At 63.3% G+C, this 15501-nt stretch carries 17 protein-coding genes and 1 tRNA gene; 12 read left to right on the forward strand and 6 right to left on the reverse strand.

What is annotated here, in order from left to right:
• Window position 1 precedes the first annotated feature (1 nt).
• The 3 genes from ACVWZA_RS10440 to ACVWZA_RS10450 form a co-directional block, all read right to left on the reverse strand.
• The gene (locus ACVWZA_RS10440) at window positions 2-499 is read right to left on the reverse strand and encodes a DUF192 domain-containing protein (RefSeq protein ID WP_457311130.1); all 498 of its coding nucleotides are present in this window, start codon (window positions 497-499) and stop codon (window positions 2-4) included.
• Window positions 496-1107 carry a cold-shock protein gene (locus ACVWZA_RS10445; protein ID WP_457311131.1) on the reverse strand — a complete coding sequence of 204 codons (612 nt, stop codon included), beginning with the start codon at window positions 1105-1107 and terminating at the stop codon, window positions 496-498. Before ACVWZA_RS10445 ends, ACVWZA_RS10440 begins: the two co-directional genes overlap by 4 nt.
• Before the next feature lie 75 nt (window positions 1108-1182).
• Entirely contained in the window at window positions 1183-1734 is a 552-nt protein-coding gene (locus ACVWZA_RS10450) for a regulatory protein RecX (RefSeq protein ID WP_457311132.1), read from the reverse strand.
• 109 nt (window positions 1735-1843) lie between these two features.
• Here ACVWZA_RS10450 and ACVWZA_RS10455 point away from each other — a divergent pair, with 109 nt between their 5' ends.
• The 10 genes from ACVWZA_RS10455 (at window position 1844) to rplA (ending at window position 10310) form a co-directional block, all read left to right on the forward strand.
• Window positions 1844-3622, forward strand: coding sequence for a fatty acyl-AMP ligase (locus ACVWZA_RS10455; protein WP_457311133.1), 1779 nt, complete (start codon window positions 1844-1846; stop codon window positions 3620-3622).
• Window positions 3623-3676: 54 nt separating this feature from the next.
• Complete coding sequence (locus ACVWZA_RS10460) at window positions 3677-4150, forward strand: GNAT family N-acetyltransferase (protein WP_457311134.1); 474 nt, start codon at window positions 3677-3679, stop codon at window positions 4148-4150.
• A gap of 102 nt (window positions 4151-4252) precedes the next feature.
• The gene (locus ACVWZA_RS10465) at window positions 4253-6610 is read left to right on the forward strand and encodes a putative bifunctional diguanylate cyclase/phosphodiesterase (protein ID WP_457311135.1); all 2358 of its coding nucleotides are present in this window, start codon (window positions 4253-4255) and stop codon (window positions 6608-6610) included.
• A gap of 46 nt (window positions 6611-6656) precedes the next feature.
• Window positions 6657-6733 (forward strand) — tRNA-Trp (locus ACVWZA_RS10470).
• Window positions 6734-7119: 386 nt separating this feature from the next.
• On the forward strand, window positions 7120-7320 hold the full coding sequence (gene secE, locus ACVWZA_RS10475; RefSeq protein ID WP_457311136.1) for a preprotein translocase subunit SecE: 201 nt from the start codon (window positions 7120-7122) through the stop codon (window positions 7318-7320).
• Between the two features lie 4 nt (window positions 7321-7324).
• Complete coding sequence (gene nusG / locus ACVWZA_RS10480; RefSeq protein ID WP_034156737.1) at window positions 7325-7861, forward strand: transcription termination/antitermination protein NusG; 537 nt, start codon at window positions 7325-7327, stop codon at window positions 7859-7861.
• Between the two features lie 129 nt (window positions 7862-7990).
• The gene (locus ACVWZA_RS10485) at window positions 7991-8182 is read left to right on the forward strand and encodes a type II toxin-antitoxin system VapB family antitoxin (RefSeq protein ID WP_457311137.1); all 192 of its coding nucleotides are present in this window, start codon (window positions 7991-7993) and stop codon (window positions 8180-8182) included.
• A gap of 2 nt (window positions 8183-8184) precedes the next feature.
• Complete coding sequence (locus ACVWZA_RS10490; RefSeq protein ID WP_457311138.1) at window positions 8185-8556, forward strand: type II toxin-antitoxin system VapC family toxin; 372 nt, start codon at window positions 8185-8187, stop codon at window positions 8554-8556.
• A 619-nt stretch (window positions 8557-9175) separates the two neighbouring features.
• Window positions 9176-9607, forward strand: a complete 432-nt coding sequence (gene rplK / locus ACVWZA_RS10495) for a 50S ribosomal protein L11 (RefSeq protein ID WP_457311139.1) — start codon at window positions 9176-9178, stop codon at window positions 9605-9607.
• A gap of 4 nt (window positions 9608-9611) precedes the next feature.
• A complete protein-coding gene (rplA, locus tag ACVWZA_RS10500; protein WP_457311140.1) occupies window positions 9612-10310 on the forward strand; it encodes a 50S ribosomal protein L1 in 699 nt (232 codons plus the stop codon).
• A gap of 63 nt (window positions 10311-10373) precedes the next feature.
• On the opposite strand, the gene ACVWZA_RS10505 is transcribed toward rplA, so the two are convergent.
• Together ACVWZA_RS10505 and ACVWZA_RS10510 are read right to left on the reverse strand one after the other, a co-directional pair.
• Window positions 10374-10850 carry an MliC family protein gene (locus tag ACVWZA_RS10505; RefSeq protein ID WP_457311141.1) on the reverse strand — a complete coding sequence of 159 codons (477 nt, stop codon included), beginning with the start codon at window positions 10848-10850 and terminating at the stop codon, window positions 10374-10376.
• A gap of 244 nt (window positions 10851-11094) precedes the next feature.
• Window positions 11095-13578: an alkaline phosphatase PhoX gene (locus tag ACVWZA_RS10510; RefSeq protein ID WP_457311142.1), complete on the reverse strand. Its 2484-nt coding sequence runs from the start codon at window positions 13576-13578 to the stop codon at window positions 11095-11097.
• Window positions 13579-14010: 432 nt separating this feature from the next.
• Between ACVWZA_RS10510 and rplJ the strand changes: the two genes are divergently transcribed.
• The gene (gene rplJ, locus ACVWZA_RS10515; RefSeq protein WP_457311143.1) at window positions 14011-14526 is read left to right on the forward strand and encodes a 50S ribosomal protein L10; all 516 of its coding nucleotides are present in this window, start codon (window positions 14011-14013) and stop codon (window positions 14524-14526) included.
• Window positions 14527-14599: 73 nt separating this feature from the next.
• Window positions 14600-14977: a 50S ribosomal protein L7/L12 gene (gene rplL, locus ACVWZA_RS10520; protein ID WP_457311160.1), complete on the forward strand. Its 378-nt coding sequence runs from the start codon at window positions 14600-14602 to the stop codon at window positions 14975-14977.
• 200 nt (window positions 14978-15177) lie between these two features.
• On the opposite strand, the gene ACVWZA_RS10525 is transcribed toward rplL, so the two are convergent.
• On the reverse strand, window positions 15178-15495 hold the full coding sequence (locus ACVWZA_RS10525) for a hypothetical protein (protein WP_457311144.1): 318 nt from the start codon (window positions 15493-15495) through the stop codon (window positions 15178-15180).
• Window positions 15496-15501 lie beyond the last annotated feature (6 nt).

Genomic DNA, 15501 nt, shown 5'->3' on the forward strand with positions numbered 1-15501 from the left:
ATCAACCGGCCTTCTTCGTCCAGCTGACACTATCGCCCTCGACGATGCCAAGCTCCAGCGCGCGTCCGCCGTTGATCTCGAGCACCGCGCCGACCGGTTCGCCCGACGGGATCGGGCTCTCCGAAAAGGGTACGGTATTCTCCGCGATATGCGCGATCGTGCCATCGGGCCGGATGAAGATGATGTCGAGCGTGCTCGGCGTGTTCTTCATCCAGAAGCTCGCCTCGCGCGGGCCACCGCCCTCGGGCGGATAGGGTGCGAACAGCATGCCGCCGTCCTTGGGAATGCCGGTGCGGTACATCAGCCCGCGCTGCTGTTGGGCGACGGTATCGGCAAGATCGACTTTGAAGACATGCGCGCCATTAGCGCTCTTGATCGTGACAATGGTTGCCGCGGCGACCTCGCTCGCCGGCGAAGCGGCGCCTTCCTTGGTGCATCCCCCGGTCAACGCCATCACGCCGAGCGCGAGCGCCGCCATCAGGGGCCGAGCGGTGTTCATCGTGCTTCCTCTTCCACTGCCACTGCCAGCGGGCCTTTACGCCCTTCGACGATCCGCGCCCGCAACCGCTGCTCGGGATCGACTTCGATCAACCCGGCCCGGCGCAATGTTTCCATGTGTACGAATATATGCGCAGAATCGGCTTCGCGCACCAGAAAACCGTAACCCTTCAATCGGTTGAACCATTTGACCGTCACCGCCTCGAACGGCCCGGCGGCCTCGATCAGCGCCACGGGGTCGATCCGGTCGCCCGGGGATCGCGTGCGCGGCGCTGGCTCGACCGCATTGGTCAGGTCGATCGAGACGATCTCGACCGCCTGCAGGCCGCGGTCACGCACCACGGCACGACATTCGATCCGCGCGCCCTCGGGCAGGCTACGGCGACCATGCGGCTGCAACACGGAGAAATGGATCAATATATCCCCGACCGATGGATCGTCGCCGACCACGAAACCAAAGCCCCGCGTCACGTCGAACCATTTCAGCGTACCGGCATACAACATTCCGTCGGAGACAGAATCCCCGTCCGGTGCGTCAGACCCCATTGCGTCAGACACAGTCGCTTCGTTAAGCCGGTCCCAGTCCACCGGTTGCGTTTCGATACGCATACGTAACTTCCCCCGCAAACCGCCATAGCACGATCGTTGCGGCGGGAAAAAGCCCCAGTTCGACGTGCCGCGCGATCAATCGCTGGACAGGTCCCCGACATCCCCTCCGGGGGCCATCGTCGCGATGCGTCGCGACAGGGTAAAATCATGTCCGCCACGAATCATCGCCGCAATCTGCTTCTCGCGCAGCGGTCGATCGGCCTGGTCCTGCGCGAACGGGCCGATGCGCTTCTTGCGTGCAAAGGTCAGCGCCGCATCGAGCGCCCGCGCCTCGATCGCCGGCGCCAGTGCCTCGGCATCCTCTTCTCCGATCCCCGCCTGGCGGAACGCGCCCGTCACGCGCCGCTTACCCAGCCCACGCCGCGCCATCGCCGAGGCCCGCGCCTCACCGAACGCGCGATCGTCGATATAACCAAGCTCGGCCATCTTCTCGGCGATCGCCGCCGGGTCGGCGCTCTCTCCGTCCCAGCCGCGCGTGCGGATCTTGCGCCTCAGATAGTCGACGAGGCGGGCTCGGGTTGTCGAGAAACGCTCGACATAGCGCAGCGCGAGTCGATCCAGCGCGGCGGCGTCCAAAGGCGGGGCAACGCGCCGCTCGCGCTGCTTGAAAGGCCGGTCGTTAGGCATGCGCCATCATTGTGCCACAGTCGGACCCGATTTTGAACGCCAGCGCGGAGCAGAGGTGCACGCTTATAAAAGCGGCACGCGAAGCGCCGCTACCAGGGCGCAAAAATACATGACGACCGATATATTACCATCGGATGGGCGACAGGATGAGCGGGTTGCCGCGGCGACTCTGGTCGCCACGCCGACCGACGACGTGCTGTCGCGCCGCCTGGCCGATTTCGAAACGCTCGGCGAAGCGCTGGATTATGCCGCCAGCGGCGTGCGCGGATTGAACTTCCACGACGCGCGCGGCACGCTATCGCGGCCCTATCCGTTCAGCGAGATGCGCGACGACGCACTGGCCATGGCACGCCGCCTGATCGCCGCCGGCGTCACGCCCGAGGACCGCATCGCGCTGGTCGCCGAAACGGGCCCGGAATTCGCCGCCCTGTTCTTCGGCGTGATCTATGCCGGTGGCTGGCCAGTGCCGTTGCCGCTGCCAACCTCGTTCGGCGGTCGCGATTCCTATATCGAACAGCTTCGCGTTCAGCTGTCGAGCTGCGATCCGACGATGCTGGTCTATCCGCCCGAACTGGCGCAGATGGCGGGTGAAGCGGCGAAGATCGCCGGCGTCGAGGGGATCGACTGGTCCGAATTCGAACAACGCGAGGCACCCGACGCGACCCTGCCCCGGGCGCGCGGCAGCGATGTTGCGTATCTGCAATATTCCAGCGGTTCGACGCGCTTCCCGCACGGCGTCGCGATTACCCATCATGCGCTGCTCAACAATCTCGCCGCGCACAGCCATGGCATGAACGTCACCGAAGGCGACCGCTGTGTCTCCTGGCTGCCCTGGTACCATGACATGGGCCTGGTCGGTTGTTTCCTGTCGGTGGTCGCCAACCAGGTCTCGACCGACTATCTGAAGACCGAGGATTTCGCGCGCCGGCCGCTTGCCTGGCTCGATCTGATCAGCCGCAACAAGGGCACCACCCTCTCTTATTCGCCGACCTTCGGTTATGATATCTGCTCGCGCCGCATGTCGAGCCAGACCAAGGCAAGCGACCGGTTCGACCTGTCGCGCTGGCGCGTCGCCGGTAACGGTGCCGACATGATCCGTCCCGACGTGATGCAGGCCTTTGTCGACGCCTTTGCCGATGCCGGGTTCAAGGCGACCGCCTTCCTGCCAAGCTACGGCCTGGCAGAAGCGACTCTGGCAGTGACGATCATGCCGCCGGGTGAAGGCATCCGCGTCGAACTGGTCGAAGAAACGCAACTTTCGGGCGTCCCGCATGGCCAGGATCGGCCACAGCGGTTTCGTGCGATCGTCAATTGCGGCAAACCGGTGCGCGACATGAAGGTCGAGATTCGCGAAGAGGACGGCACGCCGCTCCCCGAACGCGCGATCGGCAAGGTCTGGTGCTCCGGCCCGTCGCTGATGGTCGGTTATTTCCGCGACGACGCCTCGACCGAGGCGTGCATGTCCGACGGCTGGCTTGACACCGGCGATATGGGCTACATCTCGGACGGCTATGTCTATATCGTCGGCCGCGCCAAGGACATGATCATCGTCAACGGCCGCAACCATTGGCCGCAGGACATAGAATGGGCGGTCGAGCAGCTTCCCGGTTTCAAGGCCGGCGACATTGCCGCTTTCGCCATCACCACGCCGGGCGGCGAAGAAACCCCCGCCGTGCTCGTCCAATGCCGCAGTTCGGATGATGCCGAGCGTGTCCGCCTGCGCGAGGAGATTCGCGAACGCGTCCGTTCGGTCACCGGCATGAATTGCGTGATCGAACTGATCCCGCCGCGGACGTTGCCGCGCACCAGCTCGGGCAAGCTCAGCCGCGCCAAGGCGCGCAACCTGTATCTCAATGGTGATATCAAGCCATATGATCTGGCTGCCTGATCTCACCCTCTTCCCGCGGGAAGAGGGATATGCCGACACGCCGACAAGGTATCCATGCGTTTCCAGATCACACCCGTCAGGACCGAAGAGGATTTGAGCGCGACGGCCCGCTTGTTCGAAGGCTATGCCGCTTCGTTGCCGGTCGATCTCGCCTATCAGGACTTCGCAACGGAACTGGCGGCGTTGCCTGGGAAATATGCTCCACCGGCTGGTGAGTTATTGCTCGCGCGCGATCATCGCGGAAAGCCGCTCGGCTGCGTCGGGCTGCGACCGATTCCGCCGGACGGATGCTGCGAGATGAAGCGCCTGTTCCTGATGCCCAATGCGCGGGGCCTTGGCCTGGGCCGGGCATTGGCCGAGGCCGTGATCAAGCAGGCAAGGGACTTGGGATATGGTGAGTTGCGGCTCGATACGTTGCCGACGATGACCAACGCCATAGGTCTTTACGAGCAGATGGGTTTCAAACGGATCGCCCCATATTACGCACCGACGCCGCCAGGAACGGTGTTCATGGCGCTGACCCTATAGGCGATGGATATTTTCGCGTCCGATTACGATGTGAAAAATATCTTGCCGAACCCGGCCCGGCTCTAACCTTCCGCTAACCAGAGCCACGCTATTCCATGCGGCGTGAGCACCCAGCCTTCCTCCCAATTCGCCCAGCCACGCATCGACACGCGCGCGCTTCTTGGCCTTTACGATCCGGCGGATACGACGGATTGGGCGCCGATCCGCGCGGCACAGCTGAACGCGGGCAGCCAGCTCGCGCTGTTCCTGTTCGCCGCGAATCTGGTCGGCGCGGCGCTCATCTTCCTGATTCTCGCACCCATCGCCCCGCTCTGGGCGCTGGCGAGCTGGGGCGCGGTGACCGCCGCGGTCGGCGCCGCGATCACCTTTCGCCGCCTCGCGTCGCGCCACCGTACCGGCAACACCGCATCGCTGAGCGATGTGCGCGATACCGTGCTTGAGGGAATCGCGCTGGCTGCGGTCTGGTCGGTGCCGCCGCTCGCTTTCGGGGTGAAGGCCGATGCCAATGCCGCGCTCGGCCTGTGGATCGTCGTGTCGATCATGATGACCGCATCGGCCGTGGCGATGGCCGCGCTGCCGCTCGCCACACTCAGCTTTCTGGGTATCCTCGGCACCTCGATCGCGGTGATGCTGTTCGTGCTGACCGGCCCGCTGCTCGCTGCCGCTGCCCTGCTCTTCACTGTCCTGCTGATGCTCGGCTGCTTCGTGCGTGGCAAATCGCTGGTGGTCATCCGTGCCGGCGAGATTGCGCTGGCCGAACGCGACGAAACCGTCAGCCTGTTGCTGCGCGAATTCGAGGACAACAGCGCCGACTGGTTGTGGGAAACCGACGCCCAGCGCCGCATCGTCCGTGCCTCGCCACGCTTCGCCCATTCGGTCGGCCTCGATCCGCGCTCGGTGAACGGAATGCCCTTCCTGCAGGTGCTCGCCGGCCCGACCTGGGAAGCGGGTAATTTCTCCGCCGGCCTGCGCACGCTCGCCGAAAAGCTGAAGGGCCGCGATGCGTTTCGCGATCTGTTGCTCCCGGTCCAGGTCCAGGGCGAGGAACGCTGGTGGGAAATCGCCGCCTCGCCGCGGGTCGACGAACGCGGCGGTTTTGTCGGCTTTCGCGGCGTCGGGTCCGACGTCACTGAACAGCGCGCATCGGCCGACAAGATCAACAAGATGGCGCGATTCGATACGCTGACCGGCCTGCCCAACCGGCTGCTGATCAACGAGGCGCTGAGCCGTGCGATGACCGAGGCGGAGAAATGGGGCAGCCGCTGCGCTTTCATGATGATCGATCTCGACCGCTTCAAGGCGATCAACGACACGCTCGGTCATCCGATCGGCGATCGCCTGCTCGGGCGCGTTTCCGAACGCCTAAGCCAGCTTGTCACCGACAATGAGACGATCGGGCGGCTCGGCGGCGACGAATTCGCCGTCGTGGTGCGCGACGCGAGCGATTCCGCCAAGGTCGAAAAGCTGGCCAGGACGATCATTGCCACGCTGTCCAAGCCCTATGAGCTCGACCAGCACACGCTTTATATCGGGGCAAGCATCGGCGTCGCCACTGGCCCGCGCGACGGACGCACGGCGGAAATGCTGATCCGCTCGGCCGACCTCGCGCTTTATCGGTCCAAGGATGCGGGCGGCGGCACTTTCCATTGCTACGAGCCGCAACTGCATGTTCAGGCCGAGGAACGCCGCGTGCTTGAAATGGCGCTGCGCAAGGCGCTGCAGAATGGCGAGATGCATCTCCACTACCAGCCGGTCGTGGCCGCCGACAGCGGCGAACTGACTGGCTTCGAAGCGCTGCTGCGCTGGACGCATCCCGAATTCGGCAATGTCTCGCCGGTCAAGTTCGTACCGCTGGCGGAGGACGCGCGGCTGATCGGGCCGATCGGAGAATGGGTATTGCGCACCGCCTGTGAGGAGGCGATGCGTTGGGAAAACCAAGTACGCATCGCGGTCAACGTCTCGCCCGAACAACTTCATAATCCGGGCTTCGTCGCCATCGTCGCCTCGGCGCTTGCGCAAAGCGGCCTTCCCGCCGACCGGCTCGAACTGGAAGTGACCGAAAGCGTCTTCATGAAGGAGGGCACGTGCGCGATCCAGGTGCTCGAAAAGATCCTCGACTTGGGTGTGCGACTCAGTCTCGACGATTTCGGCACCGGTTATTCCTCACTCGGTTACCTCAGCCGTACGCGCTTCTCGTCGATCAAGATTGATCGCAGCTTCGTGACCCAGGCGTCGAAGGGCGTGCCTGAGGCGATCGCGATTATCCGCGCCGTTGTCGCACTCGCGCAGAGCCTCGGCATGGCGACCACCGCCGAAGGCGTGGAGACCGAAAGCGAGCATCTTATGGTGCAAGGTTTGGGTTGTTCCAAGGTCCAGGGCTATTATTTCGGGCGCCCCCTGCCGGTCGAGGAGGCCCGCGCGGTCGCCAATCGTGGGGAACGCGACGCGGCGGCGGCCTGAGGCGCTTGCCCCCGGGCCAACACAACGCTAAACGCCGCTACCGCACAGGGGTGTAGCTCAGTTGGTTAGAGCGTCGGTCTCCAAAACCGAAGGCCCTCGGTTCGAGTCCGAGCTCCCCTGCCAATCCTTTTCCACATCACGTGCGCGAGGAGCGCCCGGCATGCCGATCGGAAAGTCGGCCTGGCTGTTCAGTGTGGCGAGCATGCGGATCGTCCGCGCGTCGATTTCCATATGTGCGACCCCATAAGCTCTCCCGCAAACATCACGGGTTGGGCGTCGGAACGTCAGTATCGCCCTATCGATCCCTCCGAGATGGACCGATTCTCCGTTAACCATCCATCCCGTGGCTTGCCCGCGACGGACCGAACGCCATCGCTTGCGTTACGGCACCCGAATCGCTAGATGCAGCGGCCATCCGATAGCGAGGATTGGGCGGCACCGGTTCGGTTGGAACCGGGCAGCGGTCCTTTGTCTCGCTTTTGGGCATTATTTTGAAAGCGGCACTTAACGTGGCACGAACGACACCACTCGAATTCATCCGGCAGGTCCAGGCCGAGACCAAGAAGGTCGTCTGGCCCTCGCGGAAGGAGACGATCATGACCGGCGTGATGGTGATGATCATGACCACATTGCTGGCGATCTTCTTCCTCGGCATCGATTCGGTGTTCGAGGCGATCGTGAAGTTCCTGCTGTCGCTGGCCAAGGGTTGAACGCATGTCGCGCTGGTACATCATTCACGCTTATTCCGGTTTCGAGGGCAAGGTCCGCGATTCGATCATGGCCGAGGCAACCCGTATGGGTCTCGAGCAGCTGGTCGAGCAGATCGAAGTGCCGACCGAGACAGTGACCGAAGCCCGCCGTGGCAAGAAGATCGCGGTCGAGCGCAAGTTCATGCCGGGCTATGTGCTCGCCAAGCTCAACATGAACGACGACGTCTATCACCTCGTCAAGAACACGCCGAAGGTGACCGGCTTCCTCGGCTCGATGGGCAAGCCCCAGCCGATCAGCGAAGCCGAAGCCGCGCGCATGCTCAATTCGAAGGAAGAGGCCGCTGCGGCGCCCAAGGCCAAGATGAAGGTCGATTACGAGATCGGCGATTCGGTCAAGGTGCTCGACGGCCCGTTCGCGAGCTTCAACGGCATCGTCGAGGAACTCGATTTCGACCGCAGCCGCGTCAAGGTGTCGGTGTCGATCTTCGGTCGCGCGACCCCGGTCGAGCTCGAATTCGAACAGGTCGAGCGCGCGAAATAGTCGCGCGCCACATCCAGCGTCATCCCAGCGTAGGCTAGGATCTCATGCATTTGCGCGAAACGTGCGCGGCATGGATTTTGTCATCATTTGATGCCATACTAGGTGCCTCTCAATTGGAGGATACACCCAATGCGAACCACGCTTGCCTTGGATGACGACCTGGTCGCCGAAGCGCAGACCTATACCGGCCTCAAGGAAAAGTCGGCGCTCGTTCGCGAAGCATTGAAGGCGTTGATCGAACGCGAGGCCGCGCGACGCCTTGCACGCCTTGGGGGTAGCGACCCCCAAGCCGCCGCTGGACCACGTAGCCGCGCGGATTGACTATGCTGCTTGTCGATACCGGCATCTGGATAGATTATCTCCGTCTGATGGACTTCGTTCTCGCGAGGGAATTGATCGAAGGGCGGGTGCTGGGCCATACGCTGGTAACCGGAGAAATCGCGATGGGCAGCCTTGCCGACCGCGTCACGGTACTAAACCTGCTCCGGAGGTTGCCTCAAGCCGTCCTCGCGGCAAATGGCGAAGTGATTGAGTTGATCGAGCGACAGCGGCTTTACAGCCTTGGCTTGGGTTTCATCGACGCGCACCTTCTCGCTGCAACGATGCTCACGCCGGATGCTAAACTATGGACCCGCGACCGACGCTTGCGCGAGGTCGCGGAACGACTGGGCATTGCTGGCGAACCCGGTGCTTGACCGCGTAGCGGGCCGCCATGCCAGCTTTGGGTGCGCCACACCGTGGCGCTGGTTTCCGCGTCTTCGGCCTCGCCTGTCACAATCTCGGCGATCAGCTTCGCAAGCGCGCGGACGCTTCGACTTGGGCGTCGTCGCCACACCTTATTCGCGGCCGGCCTAAAGGGATCATAAATCGGGTTGCGGGAAAATTCGCCGAAGATATTGCCGTCCCCGTCGACTTTCCATGCGCCCACGATCGCCTCTCGCGGCACCCCATCGTCTGGACCGTAATCGCCGAAAATGCGGGAAACAAATCCACTCGGCATCTTGGCCTCTGCGTGTTCGCCTGGCTCTGGCGATATCGGCATCGGGGCCGAATATTTATTCCGTTTCCACATTGCTGCTATATGCCGCCGGGTTAGCTCGCATGCCCACCCGGTCAATGCCATCAATCAAACTACCCCGCTACCAGACGACCACGCGAGTTGCACCTTGCCCTGCTTTGCGTTAAGGGCGCCCCCTTCCAACGCTATCGCTATGGAAACATGCGGGAGGTTCTCTTCGGGGCGCCGTCTGGACCGCTAAACTTGAACCGGTCGTCGCGGCTTGCCGCTGACCTCCACTAAAGAGTGAGTGAGACATGGCTAAAAAGATCACTGGATACATCAAGCTGCAGGTGCCGGCCGGCAAGGCCAACCCCAGCCCGCCGATCGGCCCGGCCTTGGGTCAGCGCGGCGTGAACATCATGGAATTCTGCAAGGCGTTCAACGCACAGACCGGTGACCAGGAAGCCGGCACGCCGCTGCCGACCGTCATCACCGTCTATGCCGATCGCAGCTTCTCGTTCGAAACGAAGATGCCGCCTGCGTCGTATCTGATCAAGAAGGCTGCGGGTCTCAAGTCGGGTTCGAAGGAGCCGGGCAAGATTTCCGCCGGAAAGATCAAGCGTTCGGCGCTGAGCGAAATCGCACAGACCAAGATGAAGGATCTGAACGCGAACGATATCGAAGCGGCAACGCGCATCATCGAGGGCTCTGCCCGCGCGATGGGCCTCGAAGTGGTGGAGGGCTGAGATCATGGCTAAGCTGAGCAAGAAGGCGAAGACTCTCGCCACGACCGTCGATCGTGAAAAGCTTCACGGCATCGACGAGGCAATCGCGATCGCGCGTGCCAACGCAACCGCCAAGTTCGACGAGACGATCGAAGTCGCGATGAACCTGGGTGTCGATCCGCGCCACGCCGACCAGATGGTCCGTGGCGTGGTGACGCTGCCCAAGGGCACCGGCAAGACCGTTCGCGTCGGTGTGTTCGCCAAGGGCGCCAAGGCCGACGAAGCTCGTGAAGCGGGCGCCGATGTCGTCGGTGCCGAAGACCTGATGGAAATCGTTCAGGGCGGCACAATCGATTTCGATCGCTGCATCGCGACCCCGGACATGATGGGTGTCGTCGGTCGTCTCGGCAAGATCCTCGGGCCGAAGGGCATGATGCCCAACCCGAAGCTCGGCACCGTGACGATGAACGTTGCCGAAGCGGTCAAGGCAGCCAAGGGCGGCCAGATCGAATATCGCGTCGAAAAGGCCGGCATCATCCATTCGGGCATCGGCAAGGCGTCGTTCCCGGCGGAAGACCTGCGCGCAAACTTCGACGCGCTGGTCGATGCAATCGTCAAGGCCAAGCCATCGGGCGCCAAGGGCAGGTATGTCCGCAAGATCGCGGTCAGCTCGTCGATGGGTCCCGGCGTCAAGGTCGATACGGCCGAGGTCGTCGCGGCATAAGCTGTCGATATCATTGAACAAGCGAAGGGCCGGGGGAAACTCCGGCCCTTTTGCTATGCGGGGTCATTCGATGTCGGGTTGCACCTTGGCATCGGGTGCAAGCCGGCATTTGGCCGTCTCGTCCCTGGCGCCTGAAGTATCGCCGATCGGTGTCTGGATCAGCAAGGCATTGGCGCCCTTGCTCCACCAGGTCAGGCCTTTGCCCGGCGTCGGGCCGGATTTGCTCATGAATTTCGTGCCCGATGCCGCGATGACGCCGGGCAGCACATATTGCGTGCCATTGATCAGCAGCGCGACACTGTCGTCGCCCCGAGTGATGACGACGCCCTGGCCATTGTCGCAGGCGAAACGGATCGACCCGTTCGCGCCGTCCTCATGCGTAGCATTGGCCGACATGTCGATCAGCTCACTCGTCATGCCGACGGTCCCGTTGCTGGCCGGCGCAGTGCTCTGCGCCTCATTGTCCTGAGCCGGGCCATCCTGATCGCAGCCGACAAGCATGATCAGCGCCCCAAAAGCCAGTAGCCGTCCCGTACGCATGGTCGAAAACCCTCAAATCCGTGGCGCAATGGGCATGGCCGCGAAGTGCCGCAGCGGCAAGGCGGTTTGGGCTCGGTTGGCTCGATCGGCGCGCGCATCCGGCAACGGGACGAAGTCCGATGAATCACATGGCCGATCGCATCGCAATCGCAACTGCCCAACCCTGTGCCGGTTTGCCGATACGGCGGGTTTGACGCTGGCGGAGGCCGACGATGCCGCCGGCCTCCGCTTCGCTTTCCCTAACTTAAAGCCCGACCACCCCGCCATCGTCGCGGGTGATGACGATCGTCGCGGATCGCGGACGGGCGGTCGCCGCCGGCGTGCCCGACTGGCTCGACGGCCAGTTGCTGCCCGGGCTTGCCGCGTTGCCGTTTTCGCCGGGATGCTGGATGTTGACGAACAGCGACTTGCCGTCCGGCGTGGAATAGAGTCCGGTGATCTCGCATTGCTTGGGTCCGACCAGGAAACGCTTGAGCGTTGCACCCGGAGCCTTGCCGATCCGCGTCGCCTGAGTGCCGCTCGTTCCGCCGATGGTGTTGGTCACGGTGCGCGTGCCACCGTCGTTCACAACGCCCGGGATCGCCGCCAGCAACATGCAGTTGGTCTGATCGGTGAAGGCGCCGTCGTCGGTCTCGATCCACATGATCGGCGTCGATTGACCCGTGACGTTGCTTGGCAAGCCGAACCACAGACCATCGGGCGATGAGAAGTCGTTGGTCGCATCCAACCCCGACAGGTTGATGTTGGTCGGGTCGAGATCGCTGCCCGCGCCAAAGCCATAGATGTCCCAGGCGAAGCTGAGTGCTTCCGATGTGTCGCCGGTCTCGCGCAGCCGGATGATATGACCATTGGCGTTGCCGTTGGTCTGCCCGCCCGTGCTCTTCGGGTCGGTATAGGCGCGCGGGTTGGCCGCGTCGGTCGTGGCAACGGTGCGCGAACTGTTGTTGGTCAGCGTGCAGTACATCTCGCCGGTCGCCGGATTGACCGCGGTCCATTCCGGGCGATCCATTCGCGTCGCGCCGAGCGCGTCGCCGGCGAGACGCGCATTGGTCAGCACATCGGCCTGGCTGGCAAAGGCGTAGGCGGGGTTGCCCCCGGTCAGCGGCCCGGTGCCAAACACCAGCGGCAGCCACTGCCCCGAACCATCGGCATTGAACTTGGCGACGTAAAGCGTGCCGGCGTCGAGATATTTGTCGCCGATCGCGAGGCGGTCCGACGCGGTCGCATCCGCCGCTGACCAGGTCGCGGCCGAGACGAACTTGTAGATATATTCGTTCTGCGCATCGTCACCCATATAGAATGCGGGACGCACACCGGCGACCGCCCGGCCCATCTCGCAACCTTCATGGTTCATCCGGCCCAGAGCGGTGCGTTTGCGCGGCGTGGATGCCGGATCATAGGGGTCGATCTCGACCACCCAGCCATATTGGAACGCCTCGTTGCGGAAATCGCCCGTGCCGTCCGCGGCCAGCGCGGCGTTCGCGGTGATGTTCCAGCGCGAATAGATCGTGCTGGTCGCATCCGCTGGAACCACGGTCGCCCAGCCGTAATTGCCGGCGCGATTCTCCCGGAGGCCGTAGCGCGCAAGGCTGACATTGACCTTGGCCGCCGCGCCGCCGCGCGTTGCCACATCGCCCGTTTCGCGCTTGAAATAGCCCGCCCAATTCTCTTCGTTGGTCAGGTAAGTGCCCCATGCCATCGTACCATTGGCGCAATTGTTGATCGTGCCCCGCCCGCTGGTGCCATCGGTCGAATAGACCGTCTTCAGGATCGAGTCGCCGCGCACCGGACCGCTGAAGCGCATCTGCGTCAGCGGCGTGATGCGGCGGTTGAGCGCCGAGGTCGCGCTATAGCTCCAGCTGCCGCCTGTGCGGTTCACCTCGATCACCGACACGCCGTGACATTCCATTTCCTTCAGCGCCTCGGCCTCGGGCCGGATGCCACCGGGCGCGGTCGGGCCGGCGGTGTGGAGATAGTCCTGGGTGATATTCTCATGATTGAGCGCAAGCAGGCCGCGCGTGTTGCCGGCGGGATCGCGCGTGCCGCCCGACGACGCCAGGCCGAAATAGCTCATGCCGTCATGATGATCGCCGGCACGGCGCGAAAATGTCGTGTCGCTGCCGTCATTGGCATAGGCGCCGGTGCTGGCGGCGATCGGATCGCCGAGGCGATACAGCACGGTGACGCTGTAACCGGCCGGCACTGCGACGATATCGGCAAGCCCCTTGGGCTGTGCGGTGAAGCCGAGCACGGCAGGGCTGACCGTGACGGTCGCATCGCCGGTCGTCGCGACATTGCTCGCGTTGGTGGCGGTGAAGCGGAAAACCAGAGGCGTCGCGGCCGCGACGCTGGGTGCGACGAACGTCGCGACCGGGGTGTTGGCGTTGGTCAGCGTGACGGGCGGGCCGCTCACCTGGGTCCAGCCGCTGCTCAGCGCACTGCCCGAGACGGTCCCCGTCAACGTCACCGTCCTGCCCGAGGTGGTCGCGATACTGCCGCCGGTCGATACCGTCACGGGCGGCGCCATATCCGCCGCGCTGGATCCGCATGCCGAAAGCATCGCTCCGCCGAACACCGCAGCGGTAGCCGCCGAAATCCCGCCGAGCAAAGCTTGACGGCGCGAATAGCGCGCATCGACCAGCTCGTTCAGATGCGGCGAACCGCTGCTGAAATTGGTATCGATGTCGCCATCGTCATAGGCGATCATGGTGCTGGTCGTCGCGGTCATATAGTCCCCCTTGGATTCGCCTGTTCGGCCGTCGGGGCAGCTTTGTTGGTCAAAACTAACAGCGTCGTGGCAACACGGCGTCGTTACCGAGACTCTTTGATAACAGTATTGCGACACACGCTCCGACGTCGCGCGGAATTTGACTTTTCCGCACATGTCGCTAACAGCGCCCCTCTCCCGGCACGAGTCCGCTCGCGCCGGGGGTACCGTCCGAGACAGTAGGTGCCGGCTTCCGGCTTAATTTCCTACCGAGACGGGGAATGGAATTTTAACCGTGCACCGGGTTCGCCCGGCGCCGGTCCACCTGCCGCTCCCGAGCGGCCGGTTCCCATGCCCCAATCGACGGACAACCCGGATGTGCGAGTTGTCGCACCTCCGGTTTAACCGGCCCATCCGACCTCGGTCTGGTGGGTCAGACACGTGGAGAATGGCATGGATCGCGCTCAAAAGACCGAGCTCGTCGCCGAGCTGAACCGCACCTTTTCCGAGGTTGGCGTGGTGGTTGTCACCCGCAATCTCGGCCTCACCGTCGCGCAATCGACGCAGTTGAGGAACAAGATGCGCGACGCCGGCGCGACCTATAAGGTCTCGAAGAACAAGCTTGCCAAGATCGCACTCGATGGCACCGACTATCTCTCGCTGGGCGATATGCTCACCGGGCCGGTAGGCCTTGCCACCTCGATCGACCCCGTCGCAGCCGCCAAGGTGGCTGTCGAATTCGCGAAGACGAACGACAAGTTCGAAATCGTTGGTGGGGCGATGGGTGCGACCGCCCTCGACGTCGACGGCGTGAAGGCGCTCGCAACGCTGCCCTCGCTGGATGAACTGCGTGCCAAGATCCTCGGTCTGCTTGTTGCCCCGGCAACCAAGCTGGCGACGATCACGCAGGCTCCCGCGGCGCAGATCGCGCGCGTTCTTTCCGCCTACGCGGAGAAGGAAGCGGCCTGAATTTCAGGCATATTCGAGACTCAATTGTTGAACTGAACCGATGGGGCTGAAAGCCCCGAACTGGAGAATACACATGGCAGACCTGAACGCGCTGGTTGACCAGCTGAGTGCCCTGACCGTCCTCGAAGCAGCCGACCTGTCGAAGCTGCTCGAAGAGAAGTGGGGCGTTTCCGCCGCAGCAGCAGTTGCCGCACCGGCAGCCGGCGGCGGCGGTGCAGCAGCACCCGCAGTCGAAGAGAAGACCGAATTCGACGTCATCCTGACCGGCGATGGTGGCAAGAAGATCAACGTCATCAAGGAAGTCCGCGCGATCACGCAGCTCGGCCTGACCGAAGCCAAGACGCTGGTCGAGTCCGCTCCGAAGGCCGTCAAGGAAGGCATTTCGAAGGACGAAGCCGAGAAGATCAAGAAGCAGCTTGAAGAAGCCGGCGCGACCGTCGAGATCAAGTAAGCCGCAGCGGGAAAGGCGATTTAGCGACGCTAAATCGCACTCCTGCAAGCCTGTCCTGAGCGCCTGCCTTCCCAGGCAGTCGAAGGGGCCGGCCAGCGAAAAGAAAGGGCGGCTCCTGTGAAGGGGCCGCCCTTATCTTATGGCGATTGCGTAGTTTTTGTAGTTTACAAACCCGTCGGACCAGCGACATCTGTCGACCATTAGTCGCCGTTTGTATCTACCATGAAAACCATCGGCTTGCCGCGGGATGCCGGTTCCCACCCCGCCGATAATGCTGCGCGAACGCCCCGGGCGGCAATCGCGTCGTTTATTTGGGAACGACCCTTGGGTAACCCTTTCAACAGGCGTTTGGGCGTGGGGAATTCCAGTAGCGCCTCGCGCTGCGCATCTATCTGCCGCAAAGAGACGGTCATGCCCTTCCAGCCGTCCGCCGTGAATTGCGGCTCCCGCTGGAGCTGCCACTCATATTTCAGGCCATCGATTTCGACGATGCCAGCCAGACTACGCGTATGAACCATGACTCG

This window comes from Sphingomonas sp. UYAg733 (assembly GCF_054057355.1).